The following is a 15901-nucleotide window of genomic DNA, read 5'->3' as shown; positions in this document are numbered from 1 at the left end:
TGAGTAATTCGAGTCTGCTCCCGTAATGTCATGGATGAAACGGAAGAGCTGGCATCGTAATCGTAATGGTTGTCCCTTCACCTAATTGGCTGTCAAGACATATCCCGTATTGCTCACCGAAGTGAAGGCGAATGCGCTCACTGACATTCACGACTCCGATATGACTGTCATCTTCCTCGTTAGGGCTCGACAGTCTGTGACGTAGGGACTCTAGCTGCTCCGCACTCATTCCAACACCATGATCGCGTATCGTGATTCGCATGAAATGGTCTGACACTTCTGTGGAGATTTCGAGCAGTCCAGGCCCTACCTGACGTTCCAATCCATGAATAATCGCGTTTTCGACAAGCGGTTGAAGTGAGAAGTGAAGGACCTGGAGTGATTCCGTCCCTGGCTGTACATGTTCTTCATATTCAATTTTATCCCCAAAGCGCATTTGTTGCACCTTGACGTATAAACGGATATGCTCCATCTCTTGATGAAGCGGGATGATGGTTCTGTTCATCTGCGTATGGATACGGAACAGTTGACCCAAAGTCCCGACCATTTCTCCGATCTCCCGTTCACCGTTAATGATGGCTTTCATTTGGACTGATTCTAGTGCGTTTGCGAGAAAGTGCGGATTAATCTGGCTTTTTAGTGCGCCGAGCCGTGCTACCCGCTGCTGCACCTGTGCTTTGGATGAACGCTCAATATAGTTTTGCAGCTCCTCGACCATTCTCCGCAGTCCTTGATACAGTACTCCGAACTCATCCTTCCGGGAACTTCCAAGGTCCACATCGAAATTGCCCGATCCTACTTTTTCAACCTGTTTCTTCAGAAAAATAATCGGCTTGGTCACACGCATCCACATCAGTATCATGAACAATACGGCCATACCAACCGATCCGATTGCAAGTCCCAACATCATTTTTCCGAGTAATGCTGAGCTGTGGGTTACTTCTTTCTCACTCATATACTGAATGACCTTCCACCCGGAGTAGGGTGATGTCACAAAGTTAAAGAATGAATTATGGTCTTCGAAAAGCGTCGTGAAGCTTCCTGAAGGTTCACTTAGAACTTTATTAAGCATCTGTTCATCCAATTGTAGTGGTTTTGAGATGTCCATATCTTTAGAGGCGTAAATGATCGAACCGGATGGATCTGTAATGACAAAATTACGTTCCGTATTTTCCGACAGATTCAGGATTTCGCTCAAGGAATCCAGCCTGATATCCACAAGAAGAACCCCGATCGGCTGTTTTCCGCCCGTCTTATTAATGACCCGGGCAATGGAGAGCACTTTCTCCTTGGAATTTTTATTGTAGAAAGGAGTATGCGTGCCAAATATGACAATACCGCCTTTTTTCTCTAAGGTCTTCTGATACCATTCATCCTGTTCGAAGTTTTCATAATGAACGTCTGCACGGTTAAAGTTGGCGGAATAGAATAGCTGGTTTCCAGCATAGATTTGTACGCTATTTACATTTTTGATGGTCATTTCGAGTGTGCCAATAAAGTGTTGTATGACCGATTGATACGTAATCGTCTGATCAATTTGGGGGTTTTTGTTCCAGTTTGTGAGTGCGTTTTGAAGCTGGCCATCCAGATGGGCATACAGTGTTCCCTTTTCAATGCTTTGTAAATACTGATCAATATTAAAGGACAAGTTGTTTAGAATGAGATCAGAGCTGTTCTTGTATTCGGCTTTAACGGTCTGGAGAGATACATAATAGATGATGGCCGAGATAATCATCAGCGGGATGGTTATCGTAAGAATCATAAGGGCGAAAATCTGCGTATTTAAATGATTCCTATAAAATAGCTTGCGAATTCCGAATGGACTGTTCAATCGATCATCCCCATTTTTTTACGGTAATCCGTAGGTGTCATGTTCGTAACCTTCCGAAACATTTTTACAAAGTGTTTATAGCTCGTATATCCGCACATATGACATACATCAGTCATTAAGTACTTGGATTCGAGCAGACATCGCTTGGCATATTCAATTCGGATCTCGGTAACGAAGGTCATATAGTTCTTATTCAATTTGGTTTTGAACAGCCGGCTTAGATAAGAAGGGTTATAGAAAAATTGGTCTGCCACCATCTGCAATGAGACATCCTGATCGATATGCTGAATAATAAATTCCTCGATCCGCTCAAATACAGCTCCGTCCTGTGAATCTTCCTCCGCTGCAGATCTCTGCGCTTCGCTTTGAAGTTGAACCATCCAGGAGGCTAACCATGCAAACATGTCCTCGAGTGAATCAAAATCATCCAAAAATGTGAGATGAAGCAGCTTCTCGTGATATCGCTCCTCAATATTCAACCCATGCTTGCTCGCAAAACGAATCGCAACCGAGATGATGTCCTGCATATAAGACAGCCACTGGTCTTGTGTGAATTGTCCGATTCTAGACTGAACATCTGCAGCCGTTCGATTCATAAACTCCTTAACAAGCAGAGCGTCATTCTGCTCCAGGTAAGTTAGAAGCTTGATCTTATCAGTGTCACTATATGAGAACAGAGAGGTTTTCATGGAACTAGGAGTAGAAGCTTTAGTGACGAAAGCCTGTCCGCCTGAAGGAAGAAAACGCTGGAACAATGCTTTATCCGTCTGTATAAGCAGAGAAGAGAGTGTGTGAAAATCTTCAGCGAGGGCACCTATGGATAAATAGAGATGAACATGTTGGAGAGCGCCCTGCTGTCGAAGAATAGCGGTAACTTGTTGTTGTAGATCAGACGATATCTTGAACATATCTTGCTTGTCTTCATCTATAACTGTAAACGTATACAACTTTGAGTGATAGACATAGGTGAATAAGCGGGACGAAGCGTCTGTGAATGCAAAACGATCTGCTAGTACTTCCGTTAGCATCCGTTCGGCATTTTGTCTCCACCATGCTCTGGTCTTCATAGACGGAGGTGAGACAGGCACGTAGAAAAGAACCATGGGCTGAAGCTTGTACTTCTCAAGCTTACCGGTATACGCAGCGAAATCTTTATGTAGATCCCGTTCGGTTGACTCTGATATATTGTGATCTTCCAGCAAAGATTTCACCAATTGGCTCCGCTTTAGATGAACATGATGCTGGGCATCAGTAGCGAGATTTATTAGCTTCTCCTGTTCTTTACGTTTCGTCTCTAGAAGCTGAATGCATTCCTGAATGGTCTTAATACTTTCGTTATATTGTAGAGGCTTTAATAAGTAGGCAAACACATTGCCTAAACGAAGAGCTTTCTGTGCGTATTCAAATTCATTGTATCCAGACCAGATGACAAATAGGGTATCTGGAAGCTTGCCACGTAGCTGCTCTATCATTTCAAGTCCATCCATAAGGGGCATTCGAATGTCTGTGATGATAAGGTCAGGGCGCTCCTGTAAGGCCATTTCTATGCCTTCGGCACCATTTTCCGCTTCATAGATATGATGAAACCCAAGTGCCGGCCAGTCAAAATATTTCGTTAATCCTTTACGGATTAAAGGCTCGTCTTCGCAAATCAGCAGTTTGTACATGATCAAGCCTCCGTGAATTTAAGTTTAGTTGTATTGTATCGAAAGAGTTGGAAACGGTACATCAAAATTTACGAATCGAAGTATAGAATGCAGACAAGGTCAAATATGAGGGATGAAAGTAAAATTAAGGGTATTTTACAAAGATTGATCGAACTTTACAATAATAAATGAAAGCGCATCACACAACAGATAACCAAATATTAGGGGGGCAACAGATGAAAGCGTTTAAAAAAGGACTTACGACTGTACTTAGCATCATGCTGATCGGCTCATCACTTGTGGCATGTGGAACCAAAGCAGCGGAAACGCCAAAAAATGATGAACCAAGTACGAACACTCCTCCGGCAGAACAAAAAGATGCACCGAAGAACGTAGAAATTACATGGTGGAACTTCCCAAGCTTCCAACCGCTAGATGGAGAAACGGGAAAGTATGAGAAGCAAATCATCGAAGCTTTCAACAAACAACACCCTGAGATTAAGGTTAATCTGGAGATGCTTACTTATGAAGCGGGTCCAGAAAAATTGAACGTTGCCATTGCGTCGAACACGGCCCCAGACGTTATCTATGACGCACCAGGCCGAATTCTGGATTGGGGAAAAAAGGACTTGCTTGCCCCACTAGATGACATGATTACGGATGAAATTAGAAATGATATCTCTCCTGCACTTTGGAAGCAGTCCATGGTAGGAGATACGACTTACATGTACCCAATCAATACAGCTCCGTTCATGATGGGTGTTAACAAAACCATTTTTGAGGAAATCGGTGCGATTGATCTGCTTCCTCTGGATCGTCCTGATCGTACATGGACTGTTGAAGAATATGAGAAAGCGCTGCAAGCGGTTAAGGAGAAAGCACCTGATATTATTCCTTCCGGCTTCTTCGCGAAGAGCCAAGCTGGCGACCAGGGCACAAGAGCGTATCTTGCCAATCTGGGTAACTCCCGTTTCTTCACCGAGGATTACTCCCAAGTTGCCATTAACACTGACAAGGCCGGCGCGGCTTTGGACTGGATTGTAAAAGGTGTGAAAGACAAACTGATCATATCCGGATCCGAATCCTTAACGGCGGCTGATGTGAACGATTTGTTCTTGCAAGGCAAATTGGCATTTTCTATTAACTATTCACCCGTGCTTAGAGCACAGAATGATCCACTGAAAAAAGCTCCGTTTGAAGATGTTCTGCTGCCTTTCCCAACCATTGATGGTGCTAAACCACAATTGGAGCCGTACCTGGGCGGGATGGCCGTATTCAACAACGGCGATGAAGATAAAATTGCAGCTTCCAAGAAACTTGTTGATTTCATTGCGAATGATCCGGAGTGGGGGAACAAGAACCTGATCCAAACTGGCGGATTGTCTGCACGTAACTCGATTACCGGCTTGTATGATGATCCTGAATACACTTATTCGGAACAGGCTCGTGAATTTTATACGGATCCTCCTACGATTGTGGATGGATGGGCTGAAGTTCGTACGTTCTGGTTCCCTGAGTTGCAGCGTGCCCTCCTTAACGTAGTACCTGGAAAAGAGGCGCTTGATGCATTTGCTAAAAATGCGAACGAAGCTATTGCGAAAGCGAAAGCAGACGCTGGAAAGTAATCACACGTTTTTGCAAAATCCAGAAATATAACAACCACCTTCTCGGAGCAGCATGCAAACTTAGTGTGCTGCTCCTTTCGGGCAAGAGATGGAGTGAGGGGAACGATCATGGAGACTAAGGTCCGTAAAGTAAGTCCAGGTATGTTACGCGACTGGATGATGAGTTATTTGTTTTTGCTTCCGGCATTCGGATTTTTCATTATTTTTGTAGCGTACCCGATGCTGAAGGGGATCTATATCAGTTTCTTTAATTATTCACTGCGAAAGTTTGAATTTACGGGGATCGATAACTATGTTCATTTGTTTCAGAATGAGAATTTTTTAAAGTCGTTATGGAATACATCGTTGCTTGTTCTGATTGCGGTTCCCATTGTAATCGTGTTTTCTATTTTTGTGGCCATGACCATTTATCGAAAAAAAGAAGTTTCGCGTTCGTTCTTTAGAGGCGTGTTTTATTTACCGGCCGTGTCTTCAGTTGTGAGTATCACGGTGGTGTGGGGGTGGATCTACCATCCGAACTATGGTGTGTTGAACTACTTGACTGGCATGTTTGGCGCAGACCCTATCTCCTGGCTAGGTAATCCAAAGACAGCTCTGTTATCAATCATTGCTGTGCTGATTACAACCTCGGTAGGACAGCCAATCATTCTTTATGTCGCTTCACTAGGCAATATTCCTAGCTCATATATTGAAGCCGCTCAAATTGACAGGGCATCGTCCTGGCAAATATTCAGGAAAATTATTTGGCCGATGTTAATGCCGACCAATCTCTATATTATCGTCATTACTACGATTAATACGTTCCAGTGTTTCGCTCTTATTCAGCTGCTTACATCAGGAGGACCATACTACAGCACCTCAACGGTCATGTATGGAGTGTATGAACAAGCATTCAAGCTTGGTAACTTCGGCATGGCTTCAGCCATGGGGATCATACTCGCCGTAGTCATAGGCATTATTTCTATCATTCAGTTTAAATACCTTGGCAGCGATGTGGAGTACTAGGAGGGTAAAACGATGAGTTCACCATTACAAGTTGGGCTGAGTACGGGAGGCCCTAGACCCAAGCGATTGAGAAAATGGACAGTAGGCTCAGTCCTATCGAATACGCTATTAATCTTTCTGACTATATTTTTTATCTTTCCTTTTTACTGGATCATTACAGGTGCCTTCAAACGTCAAACCGTAGCTACACAAATACCACCGGAGTGGTTCCCTTTACAGCCTACACTTCAGAACTGGGAGGAATTATTTAAGAATCCGGTATGGCGCTGGACTTTCAATAGCTTTTTCATTTCCTTTGTCGAGATGATTGCGATTTGTCTTGTTGCTTCCCTTGCGGGTTATGTGCTTGCTAAGAAGGTGTTCCCAGGTCGCAAAATTATATTTACAATGTTTGTAGCTGCGATGGCACTTCCTAAACAGGTTATTCTAGTACCTCTCTTTACGATGCTGGCTGACTTCGGCTGGGTAAATACATACCGCGGATTGATCATTCCCGCAATTGGATGGCCGTTTGGCGTCTTTCTGATGAAGCAGTTCTCCCAGACGATTCCAAGTGAAGTGCTCGAGGCTTCCAAAATCGACGGTTGCTCCGAAGTGCGGATGTTCTCTACGATTGTTCTTCCGCTGTTGACTCCTGCCCTGGGTGCACTGGCGATCTTCACCTTTATCGGATCATGGAACGATTATTTCAGTCAGTTGATCATGACACGTTCGACACCGATGATGACGCTGCCTCTAGGTATAGCCACTCTACAAGGAGAGTTCACCACGAACTATGGCGTGATCATGGCAGGTGCAGCACTTGCATCACTCCCGATGATCGCAATCTTCCTGCTGTTTCAAAAGGCGTTCACACAGGGGATTACGATGGGAGCTGTAAAAGGGTAATACAAAATTCAGATTAGAAGGACGGGATCTACCATGACAACATTCAATCTAGAAGCATTTAAAGGGATTATCGTCGCGATGTATGCTTGTTACGATGAGCAGGGAGAAATTCATCCGGAGGGCGTTAAACAACTTGTCCGCCACTATATACGTAAAGGCGTGAAAGGTCTATATGTAGGTGGGAGCAGCGGGGAAGGGATGCTTCAAACAACAGAGGAACGAAAGCTTGTACTTGAGTCTGTCATGGAAGCAGCCGGCGAGGAATTGACGATCATAGCCCATGTCGGTGCCCCTTCGACGCGTGAGAGTGTTGAACTGGCCAAGCATGCCGAATCGGTCGGCGCGCATGCCATTTCTGCGGTTCCGTCAATATACTACAGACTGTCTCCAGATAGTGTAGAGAATCATTGGCAGGCTATGATTGACAGTACATCGCTGCCGTTTATTATTTACCATATTCCGCAGACGACCGGGTTTCAACTCTCAAAGTCGCTGTTATCCAAAATGGCGAAACAGGATAAAGTCATCGGTGTTAAAATATCATCGGAGAGTACCTATGAACTGCAGCAGTTTAAAGAAGCTGGGGGCGAGCATTTCCTTGTTCTTAATGGACCGGATGAACAGTATCTTGCGGGACGTAGCATCGGTGCCGACGGAGGTATTGGTGGTACCTATGGAGTAATGCCAGAGCTGTTCCTTAAAATAGAGGATTGTTTTCAAAAGGGACAGATGGAAGAAGCGCGAGCTTGGCAGTATAGGGTTAATGAAATTATTAATGAACTTCTTTCTTACCCTTCCCTTTACGGTGCCTGCAAATCCATCTTGAGGCTGCAGGGTGTTGATTGTGGCGAAGCAAGGAAACCTTTGCTCCCCGTAGAAACGGGAGATTTGCATCGTATCTCTCTGCTTGCAAATAAGATCGACCAATATACAGAGCAAGCTACGGGATCGGCGTTGAAGGCATAAGTCATTGTTAAAATAATACGCTCTATTAAAGGATATACAGAAATATTACAACATTGAAGGCTGCCGTTATTGTCACGGCGGTCTTTTTTGTGCTTAAGCATAACGTATAGAAGCATTGATATCGAGGAAAAGGTACAATAGAAAGATAGGAGAAGATATCGATTAGAGAGAGGGAAACTTATGCATTTGAATAGACATAAAAAAGCTGTTTTTTTTGATGTGGACGATACATTGTACGATCATCTGACACCGTTCCGCCGTGCAGTGAAGGAAATCGCCCATCCGCCCGAGCACTTTCCTTATGAAGCAGCTTATCACCGGATGCGGTATTACAGCGATATGCTGTCTCTGGAGCTTGGCGGCGCAGGATCAGATGAATACGAAAGTGCTGTGGAAGATATGAGAAGACGACGTTTCCAGCTTACATTACTGGAATTCGGCATAGATCTAAGTCCAGAACAAGCGAAGCATATGCAAGCAGTGTATATTGGCTGTCAATATGACATTGATATGTTTGAAGGTGCACGTGAGTTGATACAACAACTAGCTGAGGATGGTCATATCGTTGGTTTAATTACCAATGGACCGCTTGAGCATCAAATGAACAAAATTGCCGCCATGAAACTCGGCGACATGATTCCAGAAGACCGGCTATTCGTATCTGGCGCCGTGGGCTGGGACAAGCCGGATACACGTATTTTCGCTCATGTAAATAAGGCCACAGGAACGAGCCCGGAGCACAGTTTTTATATCGGAGATTCTTGGCGTAATGATGTGATTGGCGCCTTGGGAGCGGGCTGGAATGTCATCTGGTTTAACCACCGTGGTACTCAGCCAGAATCGGATCACACTCCGCATTTCACGGCAGCAAGCTACGAGGAGCTGGGTCAAATCTTGAAAGCCCAGCTGTAGCTTGGTGAGAGCCGGTAGATTATCCGATGAATGACGAAGTTAATTCTCTAGCAATGCTTTGATATGAGCTTCGATCTTTTCCGGTGTATCGGCCGGTGCAAATCGTTTGACAACTTTACCGTCACGATCCACGAGGAATTTAGTGAAGTTCCATTTGATTCGTTTGGTACCTAGAGCACCAGGGGCTTCAGAGGATAGGTATTTGAATAATGGATGTGCACTTTCTCCATTGACATCTATCTTGGAGAATAGGGGGAAGGTGACACCATGATTCAGCTTACAGGCCTCCGCTATATCTGCATTATCCGCGAGCTCTTGGTTCATAAACTGACTGCTGGGGAAACCGAGTACGGCTAGACCTTTATCGCGGTATGTTTCATGCAGCTTTTCAAGACCATCGAACTGTGGAGCAAACCCGCATTTGGTAGCCGTATTGACGATGAGTAGAACCTGACCTTTGTAATTCTCCAGCGTTTGGCGATCACCGCTAATCGTCGCCACCTCGAAATCATAAATAGACATAGGCAAATGCTCCTTCTATATAAATGTGATAGTTGTGTATACGAAATCTGCTCATTTCCGGTTTCATATATAAGCATTTGCTTTAGATCTTGCACGCTGCGGGTACGAATCATTCCTCCCATCGCTGTTGTGCTCTAATTTCCTGAACTGGTTTTAGTTAATTGTAGAAATTAGATCACAAAGGCGACCGCTGCCGCTTGTCCGGAAACGCTTCGTCCCCTCCGCTATTTCGTGCATATTCAGACGTCAAAAAATTCGCTCTTCAGTATTTTTTGAAAATGATATTCACATAAAAACTACACCCCAATTAGTAAGACGCGTCTAACAGTTGGGGTGTAGTTTATTTTTATTTTGTATGTTTATCAGCTAGTGCTTATCTTTAGCTTCGCCGACCTTTTGTTGAACTTCACCTTTGGCTTTATCGACCTTACCTTCAGCTTGAAGTGATTGATTATTCGTGGCATTACCAACTTGGTCTTTCACTTCACCTTTAGCCTTGGAAACGCCACCTTTGACTTTATCTCCGAGTCCGTTATGATTGCTCATTTTGTAACATCTCCTTCGCGTTTAGGTTATAAGAATATTACCCTTTTCACTAAAACCCAAAACATCGGGGGTATCTTGGTGTGGACGAACTATCCGGAATGTGTTCTAATTTATTTATCGTGTAACCATAATTAGGGAATATAGGGTTATTCAAGGAGGTCGAAAAATGCGTCTGAGAACACAGATGCTTCGTTCACTGGGGATCAGCTTACTGGCGTTTGTAGTCGTTATGCTGATCGTGCTGTTTCCACGCCATCTCGATTTAACTCTGGAGGGATACAAAGTTGTTGTCAGCTATGATACGAGCATGGCAGGGTTTGTCGCGAATATCAAACAATTTTTGGCGGATGTTTTTCTTAATCATAGCCTCGGCTACTCACGGTACGCAAGCGAAACTGCAGGGGAAGCTGTGACGAGAGCCATGGGCAATAGCCTTGCTGTTATTGGAATAGCACTTGTAATAGGTTTTATCTTCGGCACATCGAAAGGCATTGTCGATTACAAGCTGTCGAAGACACGATTCAACATTTTGGGGAAATGGACAACCTGGCTCTTTCATTCCATGCCTGACTTTTTTGTTCTCTTGATTGTTCAGTTCTTTATTATTAAGCATTTACCTTTTATTCGTTTTTTTGCTGTGGACGGTTGGCAGTCCATGATCCTATCGGCTGTTCTTGTATCGCTTTATCCGATCGTGTTCATAGCCAATTTGACTTCGGCCTCACTTGAAGATCAGGAAGGAAAGCTGCACCTTCTGTTTGCCAAGGCAAAGGGACTTACGAATCGGATGATTTTATTCAAACATATGCTTAGGAAAAGTATGGGGACGCTGCTGATCCAGCTGCCTACTCTGCTTGTATACATATTATCCAATCTGCTCATGGTCGAATTTTATCGGAATTATCCGGGGGCAGCATGGCGACTCTATTTAGCTATGGATTACAATACATACCAGGGTACAGGTAGGAACTATGAACCAGGAATTATTATCGGGATTACGTTCTGCTTTATGCTGCTCGTTCTGCTGGTGCAGTGGATTAGTTATGCTGCGAGGAAATATTATGATCCGGTTTAAGAGGTGTGTGCGATGAAAAAAGAGAAGAACATTCCTTTATGGATAGGTACGTCGCTATTAGCTATTCTCGTATTTATAATGTTTGCCGGACCGTATCTGCCGTTTATTGATCCGAATTTAGAGAAGGAAACGAGCCGGTGGGTGGGTGAAAAATTAGTGCTTCCCGCATACAGCCCTTCACCGGACAATCTTCTTGGCAGTGACAAAAAAGGCGTAGACAATTTGAGTAAGCTTGTCGTAAGCGCAAAAGAGACGATCTATATCATTATCACCGTTGGGGTAATCCGGTATTTGATTGGTGTTCCGCTGGGATTGCTTTCCCGTAAGAAAAAGGGGATATCTCATTTTATTGTTACGCTGATGAATCAAGTGTTTTCGTATCTACCGCCGATCTTCTCCGCGATCCTGCTGATGGCCTTTCCTGTCCTGCTATTCGCAACCCATCGCCTGTATTGGGTTCTGGTTATCTTGGCAGTTGTTGAAGCGGGACGCGTTGCCGTCACTGTTCAGGCAAAGGCATGCCAAATTTCGAAGGAGTTGTATGTGGAGGCTGGAACTGCTCTGGGTTTAAGCTCCAAACGAATGTTACGTAAATATTATGTACCGGGCATGCTGCCCGAGCTTCTCGTCAGCTTCTGCACAGACCTCGGAAAGGTGACGCTCCTGCTCGGCCAGCTTGCGGTACTTAGTATTTTTCTGGATCAAAAATGGGTGGAAACCGATTATTACACATGGCAGTTTGTGAACACCCAGTTTAACTGGTCTACACTGATTGCCGATCACCGAGTTGAGATTCGCAGGGCGAAATTCGCCTTTGTGTTCTATCCGGCATTTGCATTGATGTTTACTATGCTAACCTTTAATCTGCTTGGCGAAGGTTTTCGTCGCAAGTTTCGTCTCCGTGCTAGGATGTAGAGAATATCGGACTCATTCACCATCATTGATAAAATCAACTTCGGGCAGTGCCCATACCGACACGCTTCCACCGTTCACTGGGAAGATCGCAAAGCCATCCTCACCAATGGTGACGTGGTCTTCTCGTGTATTGGTAAGGTCAACCCATACTTGACCCGCACGCTCTTTGCCAACATTCATCCGTTTGCTGCCTTCATTACCATTGGATATGACAACGGCGCAGCCAGAACGTTCAACTTCTGGAACTCCTAAGCGTACCCAGCCAATGGTGTTGGGATGATCGAAATAGTCATCCTGCTTACCGTAGGCCTTATGGTAACGAGCATAGAGCAGAGGATCGATAGCCGCTTGTTTACCTGGCACAGGTGTTTCCCCACCAATCCCATAATAATCGCCATAGAAAACGACCGGATAACCATCTTTACGTAGGAGGATTAAGGCGTAAGCACTCTGTTTAAACCAATCTTCTATCCAGGATTCAAGGGATTCATGAGGCTGTGAGTCGTGATTATCAACGAATGTGACTGCGTTCAACGGATGAGATTGAACGAGTGTATCGTCAAAAATCTTCCGGAGGTCAAAGCTATTTCCTGCCTTGGAGGCAGCGTGAAGCTTGTAATGTAAGGACACATCAAATAGATCGATTTTGTAATCAACGGTATCGAGGAAGTTTCGGCATGCATCCAGTTCAGGATTCCAGAACTCACCGATGATATAAAAGGACTCGCCGTGCTCTTTTTTCATGGCAGTGGCAAATTCCTTAATGAATTCGTGGTTAATATGTTTAATGGCATCAAGACGAAACCCGCTGCATTGCAGGGTATCAATCAGCCATTTCCCCCAATCTGTCATTTCCCGGCGGACATCAGGATGGCTATAGTCAATATTGGCGAACATGAGGTAGTCGTAGTTGCCAAATTCATCATCTACGTTCTCACTCCACGATTTGTTCTCACCAATGATACGGAATATACCTGTGCGGTTCTGGCTTGCATCATAGTCTGTCCCGTTAAAATGATTGTAGTTCCATTTGAACGCTGAGTATGTATCGCCTCGCCCTGGGAATGTGAATTTAGTCCATCCTTCAATTTCAAAGGGTTTGGATATCTCCTTGTTTCGATCCATTTCGTCCACTTGAACGACTTGAAAGCGTTCCGTTTCGTCCGCACCAGCCTTATGATTCATGACAAGGTCGATATACACCGCGATTCCATTCTTTTTGCATGCCGCTATAGCATCTACTAATTCTTGTTTGGTACCATATTTCGTAGGGATTGTCCCTTTCTGATCAAATTCACCGAGATCGTATAGATCATAAACTCCATAACCGGTATCTTCAGCAGATTGTCCTTTCGTTACCGGAGGAATCCAGACGGAGTTAATCCCTGCCTGCTTCAACTGAGGAGCAGCGTCTCGAAGACGGTTCCAATGTGATTGATCGGCCTTAATATGCCACTCAAAAAACTGCATGATGGTATGATTTCTTTGCATGAACCCATCTCCTCTATATTATGAATCTATGACTCTAAAAAAAGAGTCCGAAACGAACAGCCTATCGCTCAGGCTTTCTTCTCTAGTTCTAGTTACCCACGAAGTAGAGATACTTAAACTCGCCTATGGTTTATAGGGGCTCATACATATATCATTTTGCCCAATTTACTTATAAAAATGACAGTCCATTTGGCGGGGGTGAAATTCAGATATTATGTCCTTTTTTTGCCTTAATGTCTGTGCTATAATAGATTCCGGATTTGAAATATTGAAATTATTGGATTTTAGGTTTTTCATAGAATTTATGATCTGCAGTCTAGTGTCTCAGGATACGAACTTTAATGTAATTATGAATATATAATCAGGTAAATGGGTGAATCTATTCGGATCAGAATAAAAGTCACTTTCATGGCCTAACTTTTCTCGCAAGGGGAGGGTTAGGTCATTTTTTATTTACAATATATTACATTAAATATAAATTCTTAGTGACTGCTACATACATTAGAATATTGCTTTAGTTAGGAGGGGGCGGAGTATTCGTTCATTATCCCATGAATGGTAATACCTTAAGAAGATAAGGAGTAAGCAATGAACGAGTCATATTCCATGAATCATACCGTACATCAATTTCAACAACTCATTGCGAGTTATACAGGAAAGCTCTTGAGAGAGCATTTTGGCAAAGGACCGGAGTCAGTACTTGTTTCCATTGGCGGGCGTTATATTACGATCTATCTAAGAAATTTTCTAGCCTCCTCTGAACGGATCTTATTGCAGCAGGAGCATGTCATGATTATTAATCAAATGCGCGATAAGCTGATGCAGATGGTCAACCCAGAGATAATCGGATACATTCATCAATTAACGGGGGTGAAGCCCTCGGAAATATACTATGATTGGGCCCTTCATAACCAATCTGGCATGATTACAATTATTTGCCCTGATTATCTTGACCAAGAGTTGGAGCTTCGTGAAGATTACTATGGTAAAGAGGAGCTGGAGCGCGCGGTTCTTTTAATTAGTCAGCAGGCACAAAAACCGCCAGAGCAGTTATATTCATGCGAGATGAATAACCGTATACTGTTGTTTGTGCGGGAAGGAATTTTGGTGCCGATTGAAAAGGAATTTATAAGACTGGGGCACGGAGAGCTTCTGAAGGAAGTGAAGCGGAATCTGGATAAGAATTTATTGTGCAACTGTGAAGGATTTGAACTGATTTTGAATAGACCAGTTTTAGATGTTTTTGTGGACTGGAACTACGAATTAGACAAGAGTATCATTGTGATCGTTACAGGAAATCCTAAAACGACAAAATCATAGCAGAAGAGCAGAGACCCGGAGTGGGGAACTCTGCTCTTCTTTATCTGTAATAAATAAGAATTAGGCCATCCAGAATGAAAGCACTGCAAGAAGCACCGAGGTAATGGTCATTGCAAGCAGTGGGCGCCATGCTTTACGAAGCGATTTAATATGGATATTGAGTCCGAGACCGACCATTGCCATGGCGAGGATGAAGGATGCAGAACTTGCAATACCGTCCTTTAAGCCGGTTGGGATAATAGGCTGACCGCCTAGTTCAACGCTGCCTATGATACTGAGCGCGATAAAACCGAGCAGAAACCATGGGAATTCCACCTTAGCCCCTTTTTCGATTCTTCCGGTACGGCGCATCCAGTACATTAGGATCAAACTTAACGGGATGAGTAGAAATACCCGTCCAAGTTTTGCTAGTAGGCTGACTGCTAGTGCGTCCTCCCCAGCAGGCGCTGCTGCCAAGGCAACATGGGCAAGCTCATGTAAGCTGATGCCGGACCAAATACCGTACTGTTCGTTTGAAAGTGGAAGAATCGGCTGAAGGAGCGTATAGCTGACGGCAAACACGGTGCCGATAAAAGCAATGATTCCTGCTCCGAGTGCGGTATCCTCGTCTTTTGCTTTCAGAATTGGTGATACAGCTGCAATCGCTGCCGCACCGCACACACCTGTCCCGATTCCGAGTAGAAGCGACAGGGAACTGTCCGCTTTGAGCCATTTTGCCAGCAACATCGTTACCAGAATAGCGAATATGATGACTACAACATCGCGAACCATCAAGCCCAGGCCCTGGCTGAATACAATGGCGATATTGAGCTTTAATCCGTATAAAATAATAGCCAGTCGGAGCAGCTTTTTAGCTGTGAACTGAATGCCGGCACGCAGTACTTCAGGATATCCCCATATCTGACGGAACAATGCAGCAATCAGAATGGCCCATGCCAGCTGTCCCAGCACACTCAGCTTAGGGACTAAAGATAGTCCGTAGCCCATCAGAGCGATCAAGAACGTAAAGGCAATTCCGCCTACCCAAGAAAGAATCGTGGCTTTCTTTTCCGAATGGGCCTTTGTTTGTGTTTGATGTACAAAAGTTTGATTATCTGTCTTCTTCATTGATGTTAACCTCCGATATGTTCGGTTGGCCTAAAGCCATCTTAGCTCAATT

General features: G+C 44.2%; 14 protein-coding genes. 8 read left to right on the top strand and 6 right to left on the bottom strand.

Translation table 11 applies throughout. The annotated features are described in order from the left end of the window. Positions 1-28 precede the first annotated feature (28 nt). Together ACFQV5_RS07435 and ACFQV5_RS07430 are read right to left on the bottom strand one after the other, a co-directional pair. Positions 29-1831, bottom strand: coding sequence for a cache domain-containing sensor histidine kinase (locus tag ACFQV5_RS07435; RefSeq protein ID WP_379245199.1), 1803 nt, complete (start codon positions 1829-1831; stop codon positions 29-31). Further along, positions 1828-3498, bottom strand: a complete 1671-nt coding sequence (locus ACFQV5_RS07430) for a response regulator transcription factor (protein WP_379245197.1) — start codon at positions 3496-3498, stop codon at positions 1828-1830. The genes ACFQV5_RS07435 and ACFQV5_RS07430 overlap by 4 nt, the downstream gene beginning before the upstream one ends. Before the next feature lie 215 nt (positions 3499-3713). Here ACFQV5_RS07430 and ACFQV5_RS07425 point away from each other — a divergent pair, with 215 nt between their 5' ends. From ACFQV5_RS07425 to ACFQV5_RS07405, 5 genes are all read left to right on the top strand, one after another. Further along, a complete protein-coding gene (locus ACFQV5_RS07425; RefSeq protein ID WP_379245195.1) occupies positions 3714-5102 on the top strand; it encodes an ABC transporter substrate-binding protein in 1389 nt (462 codons plus the stop codon). A gap of 108 nt (positions 5103-5210) precedes the next feature. After that, a complete protein-coding gene (locus tag ACFQV5_RS07420) occupies positions 5211-6107 on the top strand; it encodes a carbohydrate ABC transporter permease (protein WP_379245193.1) in 897 nt (298 codons plus the stop codon). Positions 6108-6119: 12 nt separating this feature from the next. Further along, positions 6120-6995, top strand: coding sequence for a carbohydrate ABC transporter permease (locus ACFQV5_RS07415; protein ID WP_379245191.1), 876 nt, complete (start codon positions 6120-6122; stop codon positions 6993-6995). Positions 6996-7028: 33 nt separating this feature from the next. Then, positions 7029-7961: a dihydrodipicolinate synthase family protein gene (locus tag ACFQV5_RS07410; protein ID WP_379245189.1), complete on the top strand. Its 933-nt coding sequence runs from the start codon at positions 7029-7031 to the stop codon at positions 7959-7961. Positions 7962-8141: 180 nt separating this feature from the next. Then, on the top strand, positions 8142-8873 hold the full coding sequence (locus ACFQV5_RS07405) for an HAD family hydrolase (RefSeq protein WP_379245187.1): 732 nt from the start codon (positions 8142-8144) through the stop codon (positions 8871-8873). A gap of 39 nt (positions 8874-8912) precedes the next feature. On the opposite strand, the gene ACFQV5_RS07400 is transcribed toward ACFQV5_RS07405, so the two are convergent. Further along, positions 8913-9395: a glutathione peroxidase gene (locus ACFQV5_RS07400; RefSeq protein ID WP_379245185.1), complete on the bottom strand. Its 483-nt coding sequence runs from the start codon at positions 9393-9395 to the stop codon at positions 8913-8915. A 366-nt stretch (positions 9396-9761) separates the two neighbouring features. Next, on the bottom strand, positions 9762-9941 hold the full coding sequence (locus ACFQV5_RS07395) for a CsbD family protein (RefSeq protein WP_379245183.1): 180 nt from the start codon (positions 9939-9941) through the stop codon (positions 9762-9764). A gap of 166 nt (positions 9942-10107) precedes the next feature. Between ACFQV5_RS07395 and ACFQV5_RS07390 the strand changes: the two genes are divergently transcribed. Together ACFQV5_RS07390 and ACFQV5_RS07385 are read left to right on the top strand one after the other, a co-directional pair. Then, the gene (locus tag ACFQV5_RS07390) at positions 10108-11016 is read left to right on the top strand and encodes an ABC transporter permease subunit (protein ID WP_379245181.1); all 909 of its coding nucleotides are present in this window, start codon (positions 10108-10110) and stop codon (positions 11014-11016) included. A 12-nt stretch (positions 11017-11028) separates the two neighbouring features. Then, positions 11029-11931, top strand: coding sequence for an ABC transporter permease subunit (locus ACFQV5_RS07385; protein ID WP_379245179.1), 903 nt, complete (start codon positions 11029-11031; stop codon positions 11929-11931). Between the two features lie 12 nt (positions 11932-11943). On the opposite strand, the gene ACFQV5_RS07380 is transcribed toward ACFQV5_RS07385, so the two are convergent. After that, entirely contained in the window at positions 11944-13422 is a 1479-nt protein-coding gene (locus ACFQV5_RS07380; protein ID WP_379245177.1) for an alpha-amylase, read from the bottom strand. Positions 13423-14010: 588 nt separating this feature from the next. Here ACFQV5_RS07380 and ACFQV5_RS07375 point away from each other — a divergent pair. Beyond that, positions 14011-14742 carry a Na-translocating system protein MpsC family protein gene (locus tag ACFQV5_RS07375; protein WP_379245175.1) on the top strand — a complete coding sequence of 244 codons (732 nt, stop codon included), beginning with the start codon at positions 14011-14013 and terminating at the stop codon, positions 14740-14742. A 60-nt stretch (positions 14743-14802) separates the two neighbouring features. On the opposite strand, the gene ACFQV5_RS07370 is transcribed toward ACFQV5_RS07375, so the two are convergent. Then, positions 14803-15849: a YeiH family protein gene (locus ACFQV5_RS07370; protein ID WP_379245173.1), complete on the bottom strand. Its 1047-nt coding sequence runs from the start codon at positions 15847-15849 to the stop codon at positions 14803-14805. Between the last annotated feature and the right edge of the window lie 52 nt (positions 15850-15901).

The sequence above is a fragment of the Paenibacillus sp. GCM10028914 genome (assembly GCF_042666275.1).
In the GTDB taxonomy this organism is placed as follows: domain Bacteria; phylum Bacillota; class Bacilli; order Paenibacillales; family Paenibacillaceae; genus Paenibacillus_AQ.
Note: the sequence above shows the minus strand (reverse complement) of the source record. Positions and strands in the feature narration are given on the sequence as shown.